The sequence below is a fragment of the Bacillus sp. MM09(2025) genome (assembly GCF_050496725.1).
Lineage (GTDB): Bacteria > Bacillota > Bacilli > Bacillales > Bacillaceae > Bacillus > Bacillus pumilus.
In genome coordinates, this window is sequence record NZ_JBNWEN010000001.1 from 619886 (window position 1) to 635342 (window position 15457).

General features: G+C 41.6%; 15 protein-coding genes and 1 pseudogene. 11 read left to right on the forward strand and 5 right to left on the reverse strand.

Annotation, left to right across the window (positions count from 1 at the left end):
- Positions 1–39: 39 nt before the first annotated feature.
- Positions 40–927 carry a tyrosine-protein phosphatase gene (locus tag ACQYAC_RS03195; protein ID WP_323641843.1) on the reverse strand — a complete coding sequence of 296 codons (888 nt, stop codon included), beginning with the start codon at positions 925–927 and terminating at the stop codon, positions 40–42.
- A 90-nt stretch (positions 928–1017) separates the two neighbouring features.
- Between ACQYAC_RS03195 and ACQYAC_RS03200 the strand changes: the two genes are divergently transcribed.
- Positions 1018–1770 carry a DeoR/GlpR family DNA-binding transcription regulator gene (locus tag ACQYAC_RS03200; protein WP_169056639.1) on the forward strand — a complete coding sequence of 251 codons (753 nt, stop codon included), beginning with the start codon at positions 1018–1020 and terminating at the stop codon, positions 1768–1770.
- Between the two features lie 121 nt (positions 1771–1891).
- Complete coding sequence (locus ACQYAC_RS03205; RefSeq protein WP_429942702.1) at positions 1892–2281, forward strand: tautomerase family protein; 390 nt, start codon at positions 1892–1894, stop codon at positions 2279–2281.
- A gap of 8 nt (positions 2282–2289) precedes the next feature.
- Here the strand turns inward: ACQYAC_RS03205 and ACQYAC_RS03210 are convergent, their stop codons facing one another.
- Positions 2290–2868 carry a branched-chain amino acid aminotransferase gene (locus tag ACQYAC_RS03210; protein ID WP_429942703.1) on the reverse strand — a complete coding sequence of 193 codons (579 nt, stop codon included), beginning with the start codon at positions 2866–2868 and terminating at the stop codon, positions 2290–2292.
- A 125-nt stretch (positions 2869–2993) separates the two neighbouring features.
- Here ACQYAC_RS03210 and ACQYAC_RS03215 point away from each other — a divergent pair, with 125 nt between their 5' ends.
- The 6 genes from ACQYAC_RS03215 to ACQYAC_RS03240 all read left to right on the forward strand — a co-directional run bounded on the left by ACQYAC_RS03215 (position 2994) and on the right by ACQYAC_RS03240 (position 10727).
- Positions 2994–4127, forward strand: coding sequence for a CdaR family transcriptional regulator (locus tag ACQYAC_RS03215; RefSeq protein ID WP_429942704.1), 1134 nt, complete (start codon positions 2994–2996; stop codon positions 4125–4127).
- 77 nt (positions 4128–4204) lie between these two features.
- On the forward strand, positions 4205–5614 hold the full coding sequence (glcD, locus tag ACQYAC_RS03220) for a glycolate oxidase subunit GlcD (protein WP_429942705.1): 1410 nt from the start codon (positions 4205–4207) through the stop codon (positions 5612–5614).
- Positions 5611–6951, forward strand: coding sequence for a (Fe-S)-binding protein (locus ACQYAC_RS03225; protein WP_058015586.1), 1341 nt, complete (start codon positions 5611–5613; stop codon positions 6949–6951). The genes glcD and ACQYAC_RS03225 overlap by 4 nt, the downstream gene beginning before the upstream one ends.
- A 78-nt stretch (positions 6952–7029) precedes the next feature.
- Entirely contained in the window at positions 7030–8517 is a 1488-nt protein-coding gene (locus ACQYAC_RS03230) for a spore germination protein (RefSeq protein WP_058015585.1), read from the forward strand.
- A 12-nt stretch (positions 8518–8529) separates the two neighbouring features.
- Complete coding sequence (locus ACQYAC_RS03235) at positions 8530–9630, forward strand: GerAB/ArcD/ProY family transporter (RefSeq protein ID WP_061408125.1); 1101 nt, start codon at positions 8530–8532, stop codon at positions 9628–9630.
- Positions 9627–10727 (forward strand): Ger(x)C family spore germination protein, encoded by a 1101-nt coding sequence (locus tag ACQYAC_RS03240; RefSeq protein ID WP_058015694.1) that lies wholly within the window; start codon positions 9627–9629, stop codon positions 10725–10727. The genes ACQYAC_RS03235 and ACQYAC_RS03240 overlap by 4 nt, the downstream gene beginning before the upstream one ends.
- Before the next feature lie 44 nt (positions 10728–10771).
- Here ACQYAC_RS03240 and ACQYAC_RS03245 read toward each other — a convergent pair whose 3' ends face one another.
- On the reverse strand, positions 10772–11002 hold the full coding sequence (locus ACQYAC_RS03245) for an excisionase family DNA-binding protein (RefSeq protein WP_008346618.1): 231 nt from the start codon (positions 11000–11002) through the stop codon (positions 10772–10774).
- Positions 11003–11343: 341 nt separating this feature from the next.
- On the opposite strand from ACQYAC_RS03245, the pseudogene ACQYAC_RS03250 reads away from it, so the two are divergent.
- Together ACQYAC_RS03250 and ACQYAC_RS03255 are read left to right on the forward strand one after the other, a co-directional pair.
- Positions 11344–12005, forward strand: a pseudogene (locus ACQYAC_RS03250) (UTP--glucose-1-phosphate uridylyltransferase); the annotation flags it as partial.
- A 53-nt stretch (positions 12006–12058) separates the two neighbouring features.
- Positions 12059–12661 (forward strand): DedA family protein, encoded by a 603-nt coding sequence (locus ACQYAC_RS03255; protein ID WP_058015583.1) that lies wholly within the window; start codon positions 12059–12061, stop codon positions 12659–12661.
- 39 nt (positions 12662–12700) lie between these two features.
- Here the strand turns inward: ACQYAC_RS03255 and ACQYAC_RS03260 are convergent, their stop codons facing one another.
- Entirely contained in the window at positions 12701–13522 is an 822-nt protein-coding gene (locus ACQYAC_RS03260) for a uroporphyrinogen-III synthase (RefSeq protein ID WP_268498320.1), read from the reverse strand.
- A gap of 143 nt (positions 13523–13665) precedes the next feature.
- Between ACQYAC_RS03260 and ACQYAC_RS03265 the strand changes: the two genes are divergently transcribed.
- Positions 13666–14286 carry an acetate uptake transporter gene (locus tag ACQYAC_RS03265; protein WP_180310684.1) on the forward strand — a complete coding sequence of 207 codons (621 nt, stop codon included), beginning with the start codon at positions 13666–13668 and terminating at the stop codon, positions 14284–14286.
- A 39-nt stretch (positions 14287–14325) separates the two neighbouring features.
- Here the strand turns inward: ACQYAC_RS03265 and ACQYAC_RS03270 are convergent, their stop codons facing one another.
- Complete coding sequence (locus ACQYAC_RS03270; protein ID WP_268498321.1) at positions 14326–15345, reverse strand: LLM class flavin-dependent oxidoreductase; 1020 nt, start codon at positions 15343–15345, stop codon at positions 14326–14328.
- Positions 15346–15457: the final 112 nt, after the last annotated feature.

Below are 15457 nucleotides of genomic sequence, written 5' to 3' on the forward strand. Positions count from 1 at the left end.
CATCTTTTTCAGCATGTTTTGCATCACCTCATATCAAGTTTATTCTGCGTTTTGTGATGGAATGCCAGCAGATGGTGTAAGCAAGATGTTTTTCATTTCTATCAGCTGAGCTTTGGGAACCCCGCAGGCTTCTAGTAAATACTGCTCTGCACTTCCGTATGTATCTATCATCTCTTTCAGTACATCCTCAAGATAATCTTGCTGCACACCAAGCAGCGGTTGAACTTGTTCTTTTGACACCCGGTATAAACTCATCATGCGAACAAATCGTTCTTGCCTTTTCACTAGTATTCGCACGCCTTCGTTGGAACGCATGTATTCATTTAAAACGGTATACACCGGCACACCTGCTGCTAATTGTATAAGAGCAGATAAAAAGCCTGTGCGGTCCTTTCCGCTTGTACAGTGAAGCATAAGCGGATAATTTTTTTCATCGGACAGTAATGTAAACAATTGCTGAATTTCTTCTTTTCGCTCATTGAGCATGCTTTGATATAAATCTTTCATGATCGGCGTAAAGGATAGAGACTTTCCTTCTGCTACCAGCATTCGAAACATGGCCCATTTGCTAGGCATCATGCTGTCAGGCTGCATAGGGATATGAACAATTTTATCGTGTTCCATGATCTTTGGTGGGTGTGATTTTCTTTCTGAGCTTGTACGCAGGTCACAAATCGTTTGAATTCCAAGTGTCGAGAAGGTCAATATGTCTTGTTTAGTGAGACGGGATAAATCGGCAGATCGATACAACATTCCTTGTTTAATCACCATCTGATCGGTTGTTTGAAGGCCCCCTATCTCTCTAAAATTTGCAAGCTTTGAAAACTGTATGTTGTGCTGATTCATGGAAGTGAAAATCCTTTCTGTCCTCTTTTCTCTATCATACGCTCTTATGAAAAATGAGAAAAGATAAGAGAAAAAGATCATTCGATTCTCCCATGTTGATCCGTGACATCTTTTACGTGGAATTATTGTTATAATAAAATCAGCATATTCGTATTGATTGGAGATTATAGCATGATAAAAACAAAACGTATTCAGCAAATAAAAGAGTATGTATTTGACCGGGAATCTGCCTCTCTTGATGAGCTTGTGGCGCATTTTGGCGTCTCAAAAAACACAATACGCCGAGATGTACAATCATTGGTAGAATCCGGCGTGCTAAAGAAAGTCTATGGCGGTGTGGCTGTGAATCACTCCACATTAGTGGTGTATCAGGAGCGAAAGACTCGTCAGCTGAGTAAAAAACAACTCATCGGACAGACTGCCGCCGCATTTGTTGAACATGGTGATATGATTTTTGTTGATTCTGGTACAACGACGCTGGAGATGCTTCCTTATTTGACGGAGAAACAGATCACCGTTGTGACAAATAACGTGGATTTCATTACACAGGCTATGCCTTATGAACACCTCACCATCTTTTCGACCGGCGGTATGCTAGAGCGAAAAACAAATTCCTTCGTTGGTTATCAAAGTGTTGAGCGTCTAAAAGCATACAATGTCAATAAAGCATTTATTGCGTCAACGGGTTTATCCATTGATCACGGCGTGACGAATTCCTCCCCGCTTGAGACTGATATTAAAAAGACACTCGTTGAAAAAAACGCCAAAACCTTCTTATTAGTCGATGATAGTAAGTTTGATCATTATGCCTTGACCACGTTTTGTGACTTAAAAGATATCGACATCGTGGTGACCAACGAGCAGCCAAATGAAGATTACCTTCAATATGGAAAAGAGCATGATGTAAAGTTTGTCACGCCTTAGTCCAAAGCGAAAAAGCCAAACGTCAGTGTTTTGGCTTTTTTCTTATGCACAAACGAGTGAAACAGCGAAGTGTTGGTTACATTATGACCGTACATTTAACACATATTGGGAGGTAGACGTGATGCCATTGTTACGATTTGACCTGATAGAAGGCCGTTCTAAAGAGGATTTAAAAAAACTGCTAGACACTTGCCATGACGCAATGGTGGATGCCTTTGGTGTACCTGAACGAGATCGCTATCAAATTGTACATCAACACCGCGCTGAAGAGATGATCATTGAAGACACTGGGCTTGGTTACCCGAGAACAAAGGATCTGGTTGTCATTAGTGTTGTCAGTAAACAGCGGACGAAAGAGCAAAAGGAAAAGTTTTATGCACAAATCGCAGAACGTGTAGAAAAAGAATGCGGGGTTGCCAAAACGGATGTGATGATCTCCATTGTGGAAAATGGAGACGCCGATTGGAGCTTCGGGATGGGTGAGGCTCAATTCATAAAAGGATTGCTCTAAAAAACGGCTCAGGGATTTGAGCCGTTTTTTGATTCATTCTTTTCAAGCTGCATCAGCAATCGGAATAAAAAGCGGTACATTGACGTGATGACACCAATAAGAGGCGTATCTTCCTCGATGTCATCAAGCTCAAGAAGGGGCAGATTCACATCAAATAAGCCGTCTTGACCATTAAATTGGAGCTGAGCACCATGTAAGGCAGAGAATATGTCTTTTAGCTGTCCTGTCTCTTTTTTCTGACGTTTGAATCCGAATAATACTGTATACGTTTGGAATACTTCATCCCATTCAATGGCCAGTCCATCGACTTCCACCACTTCAAACCACTTCGACTCAATATAAATGAATTCTTTTTGTTGTTTTTTTACATATGTAAGAGGGGTATTCAAAAAGGACGCTTTTTCCGTTTGAATCATTTCCTCCGATTCCTTGTCCACTCGTTCTATATAAACATCAGCAAAGCGTGCTTCTTCTGTCATTTTTGCCCCTTCTAGCGGCCAATTTTGACGTGCGGCTTCGTTATATTCAAAGTCTGTGAGCGCCTGCCCTTCTTTCAATAAATCTTGTAATCGATTTTGCAGTGACATGACTGTGTCTCCTTTCATCTACTTCCTATGCGTTGTTTATTTTAGCATAACATATGAAAAGAAAGATATGCCTGAGCATATGATGGTATGATAGTGTAAAAAGAAACATCTCGGAGGGGACCGTTTTGCTCACAATGACACTGGCAGAAAAAATCGTAGATGAGGTCAAAAAGGTACTGACGGAAGAAATCATCATCACACAAACAAACGGTACCATTATTGCTGCAACAGATCCAGCACGCATTGGTCAATTTCATGAAGGCGCATATGTCACGTCCTTAGAAGGGCAGAAACGAATTCTCACAAAGGATGATGTGCTGCATATGAAAGGCGTTAAAGCCGGTATCAATCTGCCTATTTATTTTAAGCAAGAAGTCATTGGTGTGATTGGAATGACAGGCGATCCAAGGCATGTCTCCCCTTTTGGCGACATTTTACGTAAAATGACGGAGCTGCTCATTCAAGAGCATGAATTTTTTCAAGAAACGGAAACAGATGAAAGGCAGCTTGAAGCCTTTGTGTTCGACTGGCTCCATCTGCCAGAGACAGCTGTTGATATGACCGAGAAGGCAAAGCAGCTTGGTCTTGATGTCAACAAGAAGCGTGTGGTTGTACTCATTGATTGCCAAGATGAATCGTTTATGAAGCAGGATCAATACAAACTGATGAAGGACAAATTGCACCTGACCAATCAGGAAATTATTGTGCGCTGGGGGCATGCCCGTTTTTTGCTCATGCTGCAAACCACACCAGATGGTCGTGCTACATGGCACAAGCGCCTGTTCCATATCCATGCTGCGCTCGCAGCGCTTTCACCATCGAGGGTTTTCATTGGCGCGGGAAAACCAGCAGCTTCTCATGTCATGAAGCAGTCTTTTCATCAAGCTTTTCGCGCTTTAAAATTGGCGCATGCTGAAACACCGATTGTGTTTGATGAAGATTTGACACTTGAACTTTTTATGGAGGAAATCAGTCAGGAAACAAAAGATGCGTTTCTTGATCGAACGATTACATCCCTTTTCCCCTATCCTGAACTAGTGAAAACATTGCGGGTACTCATAGCTTCAGATTACTCTTTGAAACATACAGCGGAAGCCATGCATGTCCATATTAATACACTTCATTACAGATTAAAACGGATTCAGGATTTAACGACACTTGATCCAAAGCGCATGCAAGATGCGATGCTTTTTTATTTGGCCTTGCTCCTTTTAGATCATGATACAAAAAAAACTATAAAACAGCCTGATATTTTGTAGAATCGTCCATAGGCATGTGACGGTTCTTTTTTTATACTGGTAGAAACGAGACGTTAAATGAGCGGGAGTGATTGTATATGCTGGATTCAGAATTTTCAAATCAATTAAAAGAGATTGTTGGGGCGTCGTATGTCCAAGACAGCAAGGCAGATCGTCTTGCCTATTCTTATGATGCGACACCAAATTTTCAGCAGATGCCAGATGCCATCGTGTCACCTCGCACGGCGGAGGAAGTGCAGCAAATTGTTAAACTCTGCGCCACTCACAAGGTGCCGATCGTCCCAAGAGGTTCAGGGACGAATCTTTGTGCAGGAACATGTCCTACCCAAGGCGGGTTGGTGATTCTCTTTACTAGAATGAACCAACTTTTAGAAATAGACGAAGAAAATCTAACCGCAACGGTGCAGCCGGGCTTGATTACGCAGGAGTTCATTCATCAAGTAGAGGAAAAAGGTCTCTTCTACCCGCCTGACCCAAGCTCTATGAAAATTTCCACATTAGGCGGCAATATTAACGAAAACTCAGGGGGCCTGCGGGGGTTAAAGTATGGAGTGACAAGAGATTATGTCCTTGGGCTTGAAGTGGTTCTGCCAAATGGTGACATTATCAAAACAGGCGGAAAGCTTGCAAAGGATGTCGCTGGATATGATATGACTCGATTGTTTGTTGGTTCAGAAGGAACGCTCGGGATTGTCACAGAAGCGGTGCTGAAGCTCCTGCCGCTTCCAGAAACGAAACAAACGATGCTTTGTTTATACGAAAGCCTGGAAGAAGCTGCGACTTCTGTCTCGGCCATCATTGCTGAGCGTATCATTCCTGCCACATTAGAATTTATGGATCAGCCGACCCTTGAAGTCGTTGAAGATTTTGCAAACATTGGCCTGCCTACTGACGTTCAAGCCGTGTTATTAATTGAACAGGACGGCAACCCCGAAGCTGTTTCTCGTGATATCCAAAAAATCGCAGAAGTCTGTGAGCAGCGCGGGGCTAAAAGCGTGAAGATCGCACATTCAGAAGATGAGGCAAGTGCGCTTTTAACAGCGAGACGCTCTGCTTTATCTGCTCTCGCTCGATTAAGCCCTACAACGATTTTAGAAGATGCGACCGTTCCCCGGTCTGAAATTGCCAATATGGTTCGTGCAATTGAAGACATTGCCCGAGAATACGAGGTGAACATTTGTACCTTTGGTCATGCAGGTGATGGGAATTTACACCCCACTTGTGCTACAGATGCAAGAAATGAAGAAGAAATGACACGTGTAGAAGCTGCCTTTCAGGCCATTTTTGAAAAAGCCGTTGCACTCGGCGGCACCATCACAGGCGAACATGGCGTTGGTCTCATGAAAGCCCCCTATTTGGAGCTGAAGGTCAAAAAAGAAGGAATCGCTGCAATGAAAGCGATCAAACAGGCGCTTGACCCGGCAAATATCATGAACCCAGATAAAGTGTTTGGAAAAGCCTCAAGAAAGCGGGTGGTGGTCTCATGAGTTCTTCTTCTAAGCAAAAAGAGATCCAGCAGCAGTTTCAGGAGCAAATGGATGAAAAGGAGCTGCTTAATTGCATGCGCTGCGGCTTCTGCCTCCCTTCCTGCCCTACCTATATTGAATCTGGACAACAAGAAACGCACTCTCCCCGGGGCCGAATTGCATTAATGAAAGCTGTAAGAGATGGCGTCATTGAACCAGATGAAGATGTTGAACATTCACTTAATCTTTGTCTCGGCTGCCGTGCATGTGAACCTGTTTGTCCTTCTGGCGTCAAGTATGGACAGCTGCTAGAAGATGCAAGAGACATTATTCAACAGCACAAAAAACAATCGCTTCCTGTCAAATTGATGAGACGAGTTGTGTTTAAAGGTCTCTTCCCTTCACAAAGTCGTATGCGGCAAGCTGCTAGCTTTCTTCGATTTTATCAAACATCTGGTCTGCAAACGGCTGCCCGCAAGACGCGCATACTGAAGGTGCTTCCCTCCCATTTACAGCTGATGGAACAAGCGCTTCCAAAGGTGCCGCCTCAAAAGAAAAAACGTTTGAATGAATATAAAGCCATTGGTAAGACAAAAAAACGGGTGGCGTTTTTTACTGGCTGTTTAATGGATACGGTTTTCTCAAGCACAAACGAAGCGACCATTCATCTTTTGCAGCTAGCAGGCTGTGATGTCGTCGTTCCTGCTATACAAACATGCTGCGGAGCGCTTCACGGTCATAGCGGAGAAAAAGACCAAGCAAAACAGTTAGCCAAGCGGAATATTGAAGCATTCGAGGATACAGATGCCGATGCTATTATCATGAATGCGGGCGGCTGTGGTGCCTTTTTAACTGATTACGGCCATTTGCTTCAGGATGATCTAGATTTCCAAAAAAGAAGTAAAGCCTTCTCACAGAAAATAACCGATATATCAAGCATTCTTGTGGAGCTGGAGTTTCACCGCAGCATGCCACTTGCGCTGCCAGCGCAAGTGATCACCTATCAAGATTCCTGTCATTTACGAAATGGTATGAATGTACAACAAGCGCCGAGGGTGCTCATGAAAGCCATTCAAGGAGTAACGTTTAAGGAAATGAAAGATGCCGGCCGCTGCTGTGGATCAGCAGGAATCTACAATATCTTGCAGCCCGATATGTCGATGCAGATTTTAGATCATAAAATGGCAGAAGCCAACCACACAGCAGCGGCTGCCATTGTTACGTCGAATCCAGGTTGTCAATTACAAATGGCAGCAGGCGTCAAAAAGGCAGGACATACGCCCAGCATGAGAGCAATTCATCTGGCTGACTTTTTATTAGAAGCCGTTCAATATGGAAAAAAAGCGTCCAGCTCATGAAGCTGAACGCTTTTTTTATGCATATCTTCAGACGATTGGTTGGATAATAGAGGCAAATCGCGAAAGGAGATGGTTCAAGTGCTGAAGAAAAATAAACCTCATCAGAAAGACCCGAATTCAGTATTTGAAGCATTATCTCGTTCCTCTGATTTTATTAATGAATTATCAAGCTCCGGAGGTTTTCTTTATCGAATTTCTTTTTTTCGACCTTTAATTAATGGCAATTTACTTCATGAACAAATCTTGCCTTTTATTCAACAATTGCATTTGACACCCACTCTTGAAGAGCTGAAAGAACACATCCCAATTGAACAAGCTGTGATTACAAGTGACCTTCAAAAAGTGGAAGAAGCTCTTCATCGTGGCAGTATTGCTGTTCGAATTGAGACAGACTGGGGCAAAACGCTCCTTTTACCGATTGAAGAAAAGAAAGGTAGACAAGTGAGTCAACCTGAGATTGAATTCGGGATTATCAGTGCGCAGGAAGCCTTTGTGGAAGGGCTGGATACAAACTTAAACTTGCTCAGACGCAGACTGCCAACCCCTGGCCTTAAAGTAGTTGAACACACAGTGGGAACCCTTTCTCAAACGAAAGTAGCCGTTGTATACATAGAGGATATCGCCAACCCGCAGAACATTGAAACCGTTCTTCAGCGGATTAAAGATGTTGATTATGACCAAATTCTAGATTCAAATTATCTTGCGCAAATGCTTTATGATGTGTCCAATACAATCTTTCCATTATTTTTAAATACAGAAAGGCCAGACAGGGTTTCTTCAGGTTTAACAGAAGGAAAAATAGCCATTATGGTTGACGGTTCGCCTCATACCCTGCTTGCACCTACAATATTACTCGAGTATTTTTCTACAATGGAAGACTATAACATGTCTTGGATCGCAGCATCCTCCTTTCGACTGTTACGCATTTTTGCTGTGATATTTTCTATTTTTGCAACCCCCTTGTATGTTGCCATTTTAACGTTTCATTATGAACTGATTCCTAAGGACTTATTAGAAACGATTGTAGCATCACGCTATCTCGTTCCCTTTCCGCCAATTATTGAGGCATTATTTTTAGAGATATCCATTGAGCTGCTTAGGGAAGCCGGGTCTCGCCTTCCAGCAAAAGTCGGACAGACACTCGGGATTGTTGGAGGTATTGTGATCGGACAGGCAGCAGTTGCAGCGGGATTAACAAGTAATATTCTGCTTATTATTGTCGCATTATCAGCTCTTGCCTCTTTTGTCACACCGATTTATAAAATGGGGACGACCATTCGTCTCTTACGCTTCCCATTTCTTTTTGCCGCACAAGCGTGGGGAGCGCTCGGAATTGCGCTCATGGGAGCTTTTCTTCTTACCCACTTAATGAAATTAACGTCTATTGGCCGTCCTTACTTAGAACCTATCTTTCCACTTCGATTGGCCGATTTAAAGGGCAGTTTGATTCGACCTCAGCTCCGATTTTTGAATAAACGCCCAGAGAACTTACGCCCGCCAAATGAAACGATACACCACCAAAAGCCGAAGCAAGGCCGCAAGGGGAAAAATGATTTTTATGAATAAGGAAGTGAAGGCATGAGTTCTTCTTCTGTAAAAGAAAAATTTCAAGTATCCCCTTTTTTTGTATTTTTTCTTGTCAATGCCAATCAAGTAGGTGTTGGTATTTTAAATTTCCAGACGAATCTTGTCCGGACGATTAATAATGATGGGTGGATTGCCATTTTAATTGCTGGTGCAAGTGTCAATTTAATGATTTTCCTTATTTACTTTTTGTTTAAAAAAGCACCTACTGACGAATTTAGTGACATTACGCAATCTGTGTTTGGTAAATGGCTCGGACAATTCATCAACATTCTCTACATTTTGTATTTTTCTTCATTGTCTTTGATTGTGCTTATTCATTATATGGATGTGATCCATGTTTGGCTGTTTAAAGAAATTCCCGGCCTCTTATTTGCATCAGTGCTTCTCATCCTTGTCTATTACATTCATACGGGCGGATTTAGAACAATCGCTGGTTGGGCATTCTTTAGCATTATCCTAACGTACTGGATGACCTTTATCTGCTTTTATGTCATGAAATATAGTCACATCCGGTTTATGTTCCCAATGTTTGATCATTCATTTTCACAACTCATGGTGGGGGTCAAAGATGCCTCTTTATCCATGTTTGGTTTTGGAACACTGCTTGTCTATTATCCCTTTATTAAAAAAGCACAAACGTCGCAAAAATTTGCACATATGGGGGCATTGCTGACCACATGCCTCAATTTGCTTGTATTTCTCGTTTCTATAGCGTACTACTCAAGTGCTCAGCTCAAACTAACGAAATGGCCGACATTGACATTTACCAGCATTGTCAAACTTCCGTTTATCCAGCGCTTTGAATTTATTGAAGTGTCGCTATGGCTTTTGCTCATCGTTCCAAATATCGCCATTCCATTATGGGCCGCCAGCAGAATGGCAAAACAAGTGTTTCAGACGAGCCAGCGCATCACGTTAATTGTTCTCAGCCTTCTCATTCTCGGCATGTTTTCATTTTTTATCGGAGCTACCTCTTTTGAGACATTTAATAAATGGGTGGAGTATAGCGGGTACATCCTCATCTATGGATTGATTGGATGTATGATCATTGGGCTGCTGCTGAAAAAAAGGTGGGTGAAAAAACGAGCATGAAACATTCTATTCTGATGTGTCTCATGTTATTTAGTCTTTTTTTAACGAGCTGTGCAGAGCCTCGTCTCTTAGATGAATTAAGTATCTCGCAGGCGGCGGGATTTGACTTATTGGAAGATGGAGAAATGAAGGGCTTCTTTGTTTTCCCTGTTTTTAAAAGCGAAGAGCAAGGAAGCTATCAAATTGTAAGTGCTAAGTCAAATACCATTAGTAATATTCAGTTTCTTGTTTCAGAAAAATCGCCTTTCCCCGTTGTCATGGGACAAGTACTCGTGATTTTAATAAGTGAAAAGCTGGCGAAAGAAGTGGGTATGATTGATTTGATGAATTACATCTATCGTGATCCGATCATTGGGTCAAGGCAAGTATTTGCCATAGTAGACGGAGAAGTTGAAGATTTATTGCATACAAAAATGAATCAAACTAACTTAAATATAGGTGTATATCTTTCAGATTTGCTCGCCCAAAACATGCGAAACGGCAATCAACCTGTCACCAATCAGCATATTTTTATGAATCAGATGATGGCAAAAGGCGTTGATGCTTACCTCCCTTACATTAAAAATACAAGCAACTCTATTAAAGTGTCAGGTGTCGCCCTTTTTGATCAAGAAAAAATGGTTGGGCATATTCCAGGGGAAGATACGTTTACGTTTAAAGCGATGATTGAAAATCATATAAACGGGATTTATGAGTTTCGATTTAATGACAAAAAGAAAACACATGTCGTCATTGAAAATATTAAATCACATGTGTCTTATCATATGAAACCAACAGAAAACCTTACAAAAAAGCCTCATATCACCATTGATATCAAACTGAAAGGTGAATTAAAAGAATTCATGAAATCGAAAAAAATCGATACGCCGTCTATTTTAAAGCATGTCGAAAAAGAAGTTGAGGAGCGTGTAGCTCAGCAAGGAAGAGAACTTGTTCAATCCTTTAAAAATCAAAAAATTGATCCGCTTGGACTTGGTTTGAGATATCGCTCTAAAGATAAAGCCATGACACCAGAAAAATGGCAAAAACTCTACCCTGATGCAGATGTTCAAGTGAATTGTCATATGAACATTGTCCAAACTGGTGTCAGCCAATAAAAAAGACTGTATGAAAAGGCTCTCCCTTCTCATACAGTCTTTTTTTAATCTTCATCTTTTACGTCCGGGTCCTCCGGAATCGGTTCATTTAAGATGTCTTGAATGAGCTCTTTATATTGTTCTAGCTGTTTCATATGTGTTTGAAACTGCCCTTGATAAATGAGATATGATTCCCCGTCAAATACGTAGCGAATCTTTTTTTGCTGAATTAATTTTTCAACATATGCTTCAGATACTTCTAGGTATTCAGCTGTTTCTCCAATTGTTAAATACATGAATGTGCACCACCGTTCGTTTCATCTTACAAATTATATCACGAGGTGATGATCCTTCACATGACAAAGAGAAACTTTCGGTCCTATGCTGCATTTTTCGTTGTAGGCGCAAGCAATATGCTGATTGACTTTCTGTTCTTCTTTTTTAACTGCCTGCTTTGTCCCCTCTTTTCTCGCACAGTGCGAAATTGGACGTTCCAAGTAAAAAAGAAAACTGACAGGTGCGAATGAGCCGCAGTCAACGGAGCAGCGTCTCTTCTCACCTATATTGTCTTATATGTCATGCATCTAGCAGGTTTCTCATGATTCTTAAGTAAAGCGATTGGCCCCTTTCTTGGCATGAAGATCACTTTGACCGTTCGATTGAACTAGAACATCATTTGCTCGAAAAAGGGAAAAAGAACAGCTGGCTGAAATCAAACATATTGCGGATATGGCCAATATTCAATCTCTTCGTCTTGGGCATGCGGTATTATGTGCACGTCATTTTACTGGCAACGATCCTTTTGCGGTTCTTTTAGGTGATGATGTTATGGTGTCAGAAAGACCCGCACTCTCTCAGCTCATGGAAGTCTTTGAAGACAAACAAATAGAGGTCATTGGCGTCCAGCAAGTGGATCGTCTAGATGTCAGCAAATATGGTATGATAAGACCAGCTAGAATAGACGGTCTAGTGTTTGAAGTCACAGACTTAGTGGAAAAGCCAGCTATTCATGATGCTCCTTCCGATTTAGCCATAATGGGCAGGGACCTTTTAACACCTATATTACTAGGAATCGAGAGAGGTGCCGGAAACGAAATCCAGCTGACAGATGCGCTGAAAATCATTGCACATGAATCACCCATTTATGCAAAACAACTAGATGGGATAAGATTTGACGTTGGTGATAAGCTCGGTTCATTTAAGGCAACGGCTGAAATCGGATTGATACGTCATGATATGCGGCCAGCCATGCTAGCATATATGCAAAGCATACTCATGAGAGAAGCAAAACAAGCATAGGCTCTTATAAGGATGCTTGAAGAAAATTCGTATTTAAAGGCAGAGTGAAATGAATGGGAACCTTGTTTAATGAAATTTTAACCTGGCTGACAAGCCTTGGTTACGCAGGTGTTGCACTTGGACTGATGATTGAAATTATTCCGAGTGAAATTGTACTTGCCTACGGCGGATATATGGTGTCAACAGGAAGCATTGGTTTTGTTGGAGCCGTCATCGCTGGGGTCATTGGAGGAACGCTGGCCCAGTGCTTTATTTACTGGATCGGCCTTTACGGCGGCAGACCTTTTTTAACAAAGTATGGGAAGTATTTATTCATCCATGAGCATCATATTGCCACGGCAGAACGCTGGTTTGACCGATATGGAACAGGCGTCGTATTTACAGCCCGGTTTATCCCAGTCGTGCGCCATGCGATCTCGATTCCAGCTGGTATTGCAAAGATGCCATTTCTCAAATTTGTTCTTCTGACCGGATTAGCCGCCATCCCTTGGTCTATCCTTTTTATTTACCTCGGTATGCAGCTTGGAACAAAATGGGACCACATTCAAAGTGTCGCTCATACGTATACAACACCAATTATGGCGATTGCCATTGTCCTGATTGTGCTATATTTCGTTTTGAAAAAAATTCGCACGAATCGAAAACGGACAATCTAACGAAAACGCCTTTCACTCATCATGTGAAAGGCGTTTTTTCTATGAGTGTGTCGATTGTTTTTTCATATACTGAGATAATTCTATAATCATTGCACCCATTCTCTCAAATTCAGGGGCAAGAATTCGGCTGACTCCCTCTTCTTTTAAAGCTTCAGCTGTGACTTTTCCGACAGCAACAGCTAATACATGCTGCTCGAATAGATGTTGCAGCTCTTCTTTTTTGCCCCATTCTTCTGCTAGTTTGAAAAAGGATTGAACCTGAACAGCAGTTGTAAAGCAGACGGCATGGACCTTCCCTTCTTTCATTTCATGAAGCAAAGTGTCAGCCGCCTCTGGTTCAGGGGGCGTGTGCTGATACGGCATGAGCTGCAAAACGTCTGCTCCCTTCTTATGTAAAAAGTCGATGAGAGCTGGTGCATTTTCGCCGTGAAGCTGCACCATGACACGTTTACCTTGCAGCTCTTTGTCTTCTAACTTTGAAATAAGGTCACGAACGGTTCCGTCTTCATCAGACACATCGGGCTGAATTCCGTGTTTTTTTAGAGCCGCGAACGTTTTGTATCCTCTTGAAGCAATATGAGCATTTGATAAATTATTCATAAATTCTTCTCCAAGTTGCAATTCTTCTGCACTTTCAATTAATGTATCTGTACCAATACCCGTTGTTAAAATCACCCAGTCAGCTCCCTTCTTTACAAAGGTTTCTATGCCTGGCTTTAACTCCTCTTTGGCTAAAAATACAGTGCCCTGAAGAGAACGAATAACAGCTTGTCCTCCTTGCTTTTCAACAAGTGTACTCATTTCTTCTGTTTTTCTTGTGCCGCATATGGCAATGGTTTTTCCAGCTAAGCCTTTACTCATTCTAATCCCTCTTTTTCTATCACATGTATTATGTATTAAATATAGATTTATTTGGAAGACGTTGCAAGTGTCTACTAAAAAAGAGCTTGACGTTTCTATCGAATTCGAGTATCTTTTGTAAGTGCAAATTGTAGGAGGTCATTATGGAAAAACAAAATGTTCAAGCAATTCGATTATCAATTGCAGACCCAACACCACTTGGTTTGTTTGGTTTAGCAATGGTGACGCTTGTTGCGTCTTCACAAAAACTAGGAATCACAGATGGCACATCCCTTATTTTACCTTGGGCTATCTTCCTTGGAGGAATCGCGCAACTCATCGCGTCCATACAAGATTCAAAGCATCATAATATTTTTGGAGCCACTGCCTTCGGCGCATTCGGTCTTTTTTGGATGGGCGTTGGAACGACTTGGATCATTCAAGCTGGCGTTTTTGGGAAAACGCTTGCGGAAGCTGCGGACCCAAAACAACTAGGTTTTGCTTTTATTGGTTATTTGATTTTCAGCTTATTTATGACGATCGGTGCAATGGAAACACATAAAGTATTGTTTTTGATTTTCGTCTTTATTGATTTCTTATTCATCGGCCTTTCCCTTAGCTCGTTTGGTGTGATGTATGATGTAACTCATACGATTGCTGGTATTGCAGAATTAATTATTTCTCTTCTTTCATTTTATGGTTCTGCAGCTGTTGTACTCAATACACATTTCGGTCGTACAGTACTGCCAGTAGGACAACCATTTCGCGTGTTTACTAAAGCATAAATAAAAAAGAACTGCTCTTTGCAGTTCTTTTTTAAATTCTTATTTTTCTTGTTCCTCCTGAAATATCTCTGCAATGATTTCATAAGAACGCATTCTTTCTTGATGGTCAAACATATCAGAATTAATCATGACTTCATCTGCTTGAGTCGCCTCAATAAAGGCTGCTAACTCTTTTTTCACCTTTTGTTTATCCCCGATCATCGTCGAACTTAATTGTTCGTCCACCATTGCCTTCTCATATGGACTCCACAGCCCATCCATATTTTCAACAGGGGCTTTAAGTTTTCCTGGTGTATTACGAATGAGGCTCAAAAATCGCTGATAATGAGACGTCGCCAAATACTCAGCTCTCTCTGTATGATCAGCAGCAAAAACCGTCACACCAACCATCGCATAAGGTTCTTTTAACACATCTGAAGGTTGAAATGACTGTCTGTATAATTCTAATGCAGGAATGGTATTTTTAGGTGAGAAATGTGCCGCAAAGGCAAATGGCAGCCCAAGTTCTCCTGCAAGCCTTGCACTAAAACCACTTGAACCAAGAAGCCAAATCGGAATATCTAGCCCCTCTCCCGGAACAGCTCTTACATGTTTTTTGACATGACCGGTCGGTTTGAAATATTGCCGAAGTTCTTCAAGCTGTTCAGGGAAATCCTCCCCATTATGAAGATTACGTCTAAGTGCCCTTGCTGTTAACTGATCTGTTCCTGGTGCCCTACCTAGACCTAAATCAATTCTCCCTGGATACAAAGTCTCCAGTGTTCCAAATTGTTCTGCAATGACGAGTGAAGAATGGTTTGGAAGCATAATCCCCCCAGAACCAACCCGGATCTTTTCAGTCCCTCCAGCAATATGTCCAATTAAGACAGACGTTGCTGAGCTCGCAACCCCTTCCATATTATGGTGCTCCGCAAGCCAATATCTATGGTAGCCCCACTTCTCAGCTTTTTTTGCTAAATCCATACTATGTTCAAATGACTCTTTGATTGTGCCACCTTCTGTTACAGAGGATAAATTTAACACGGAATATGCTGCGTGTTGTAAAACTGATTGACTCATAAATGATGTCCCCATTTCTGTCAAAAATCATACTAGTTTCATACTTTCAACACCATAACATAAAACGATTTAATTTTTAAATCATTTGATTCGATGAACTTCGAACTAAAAA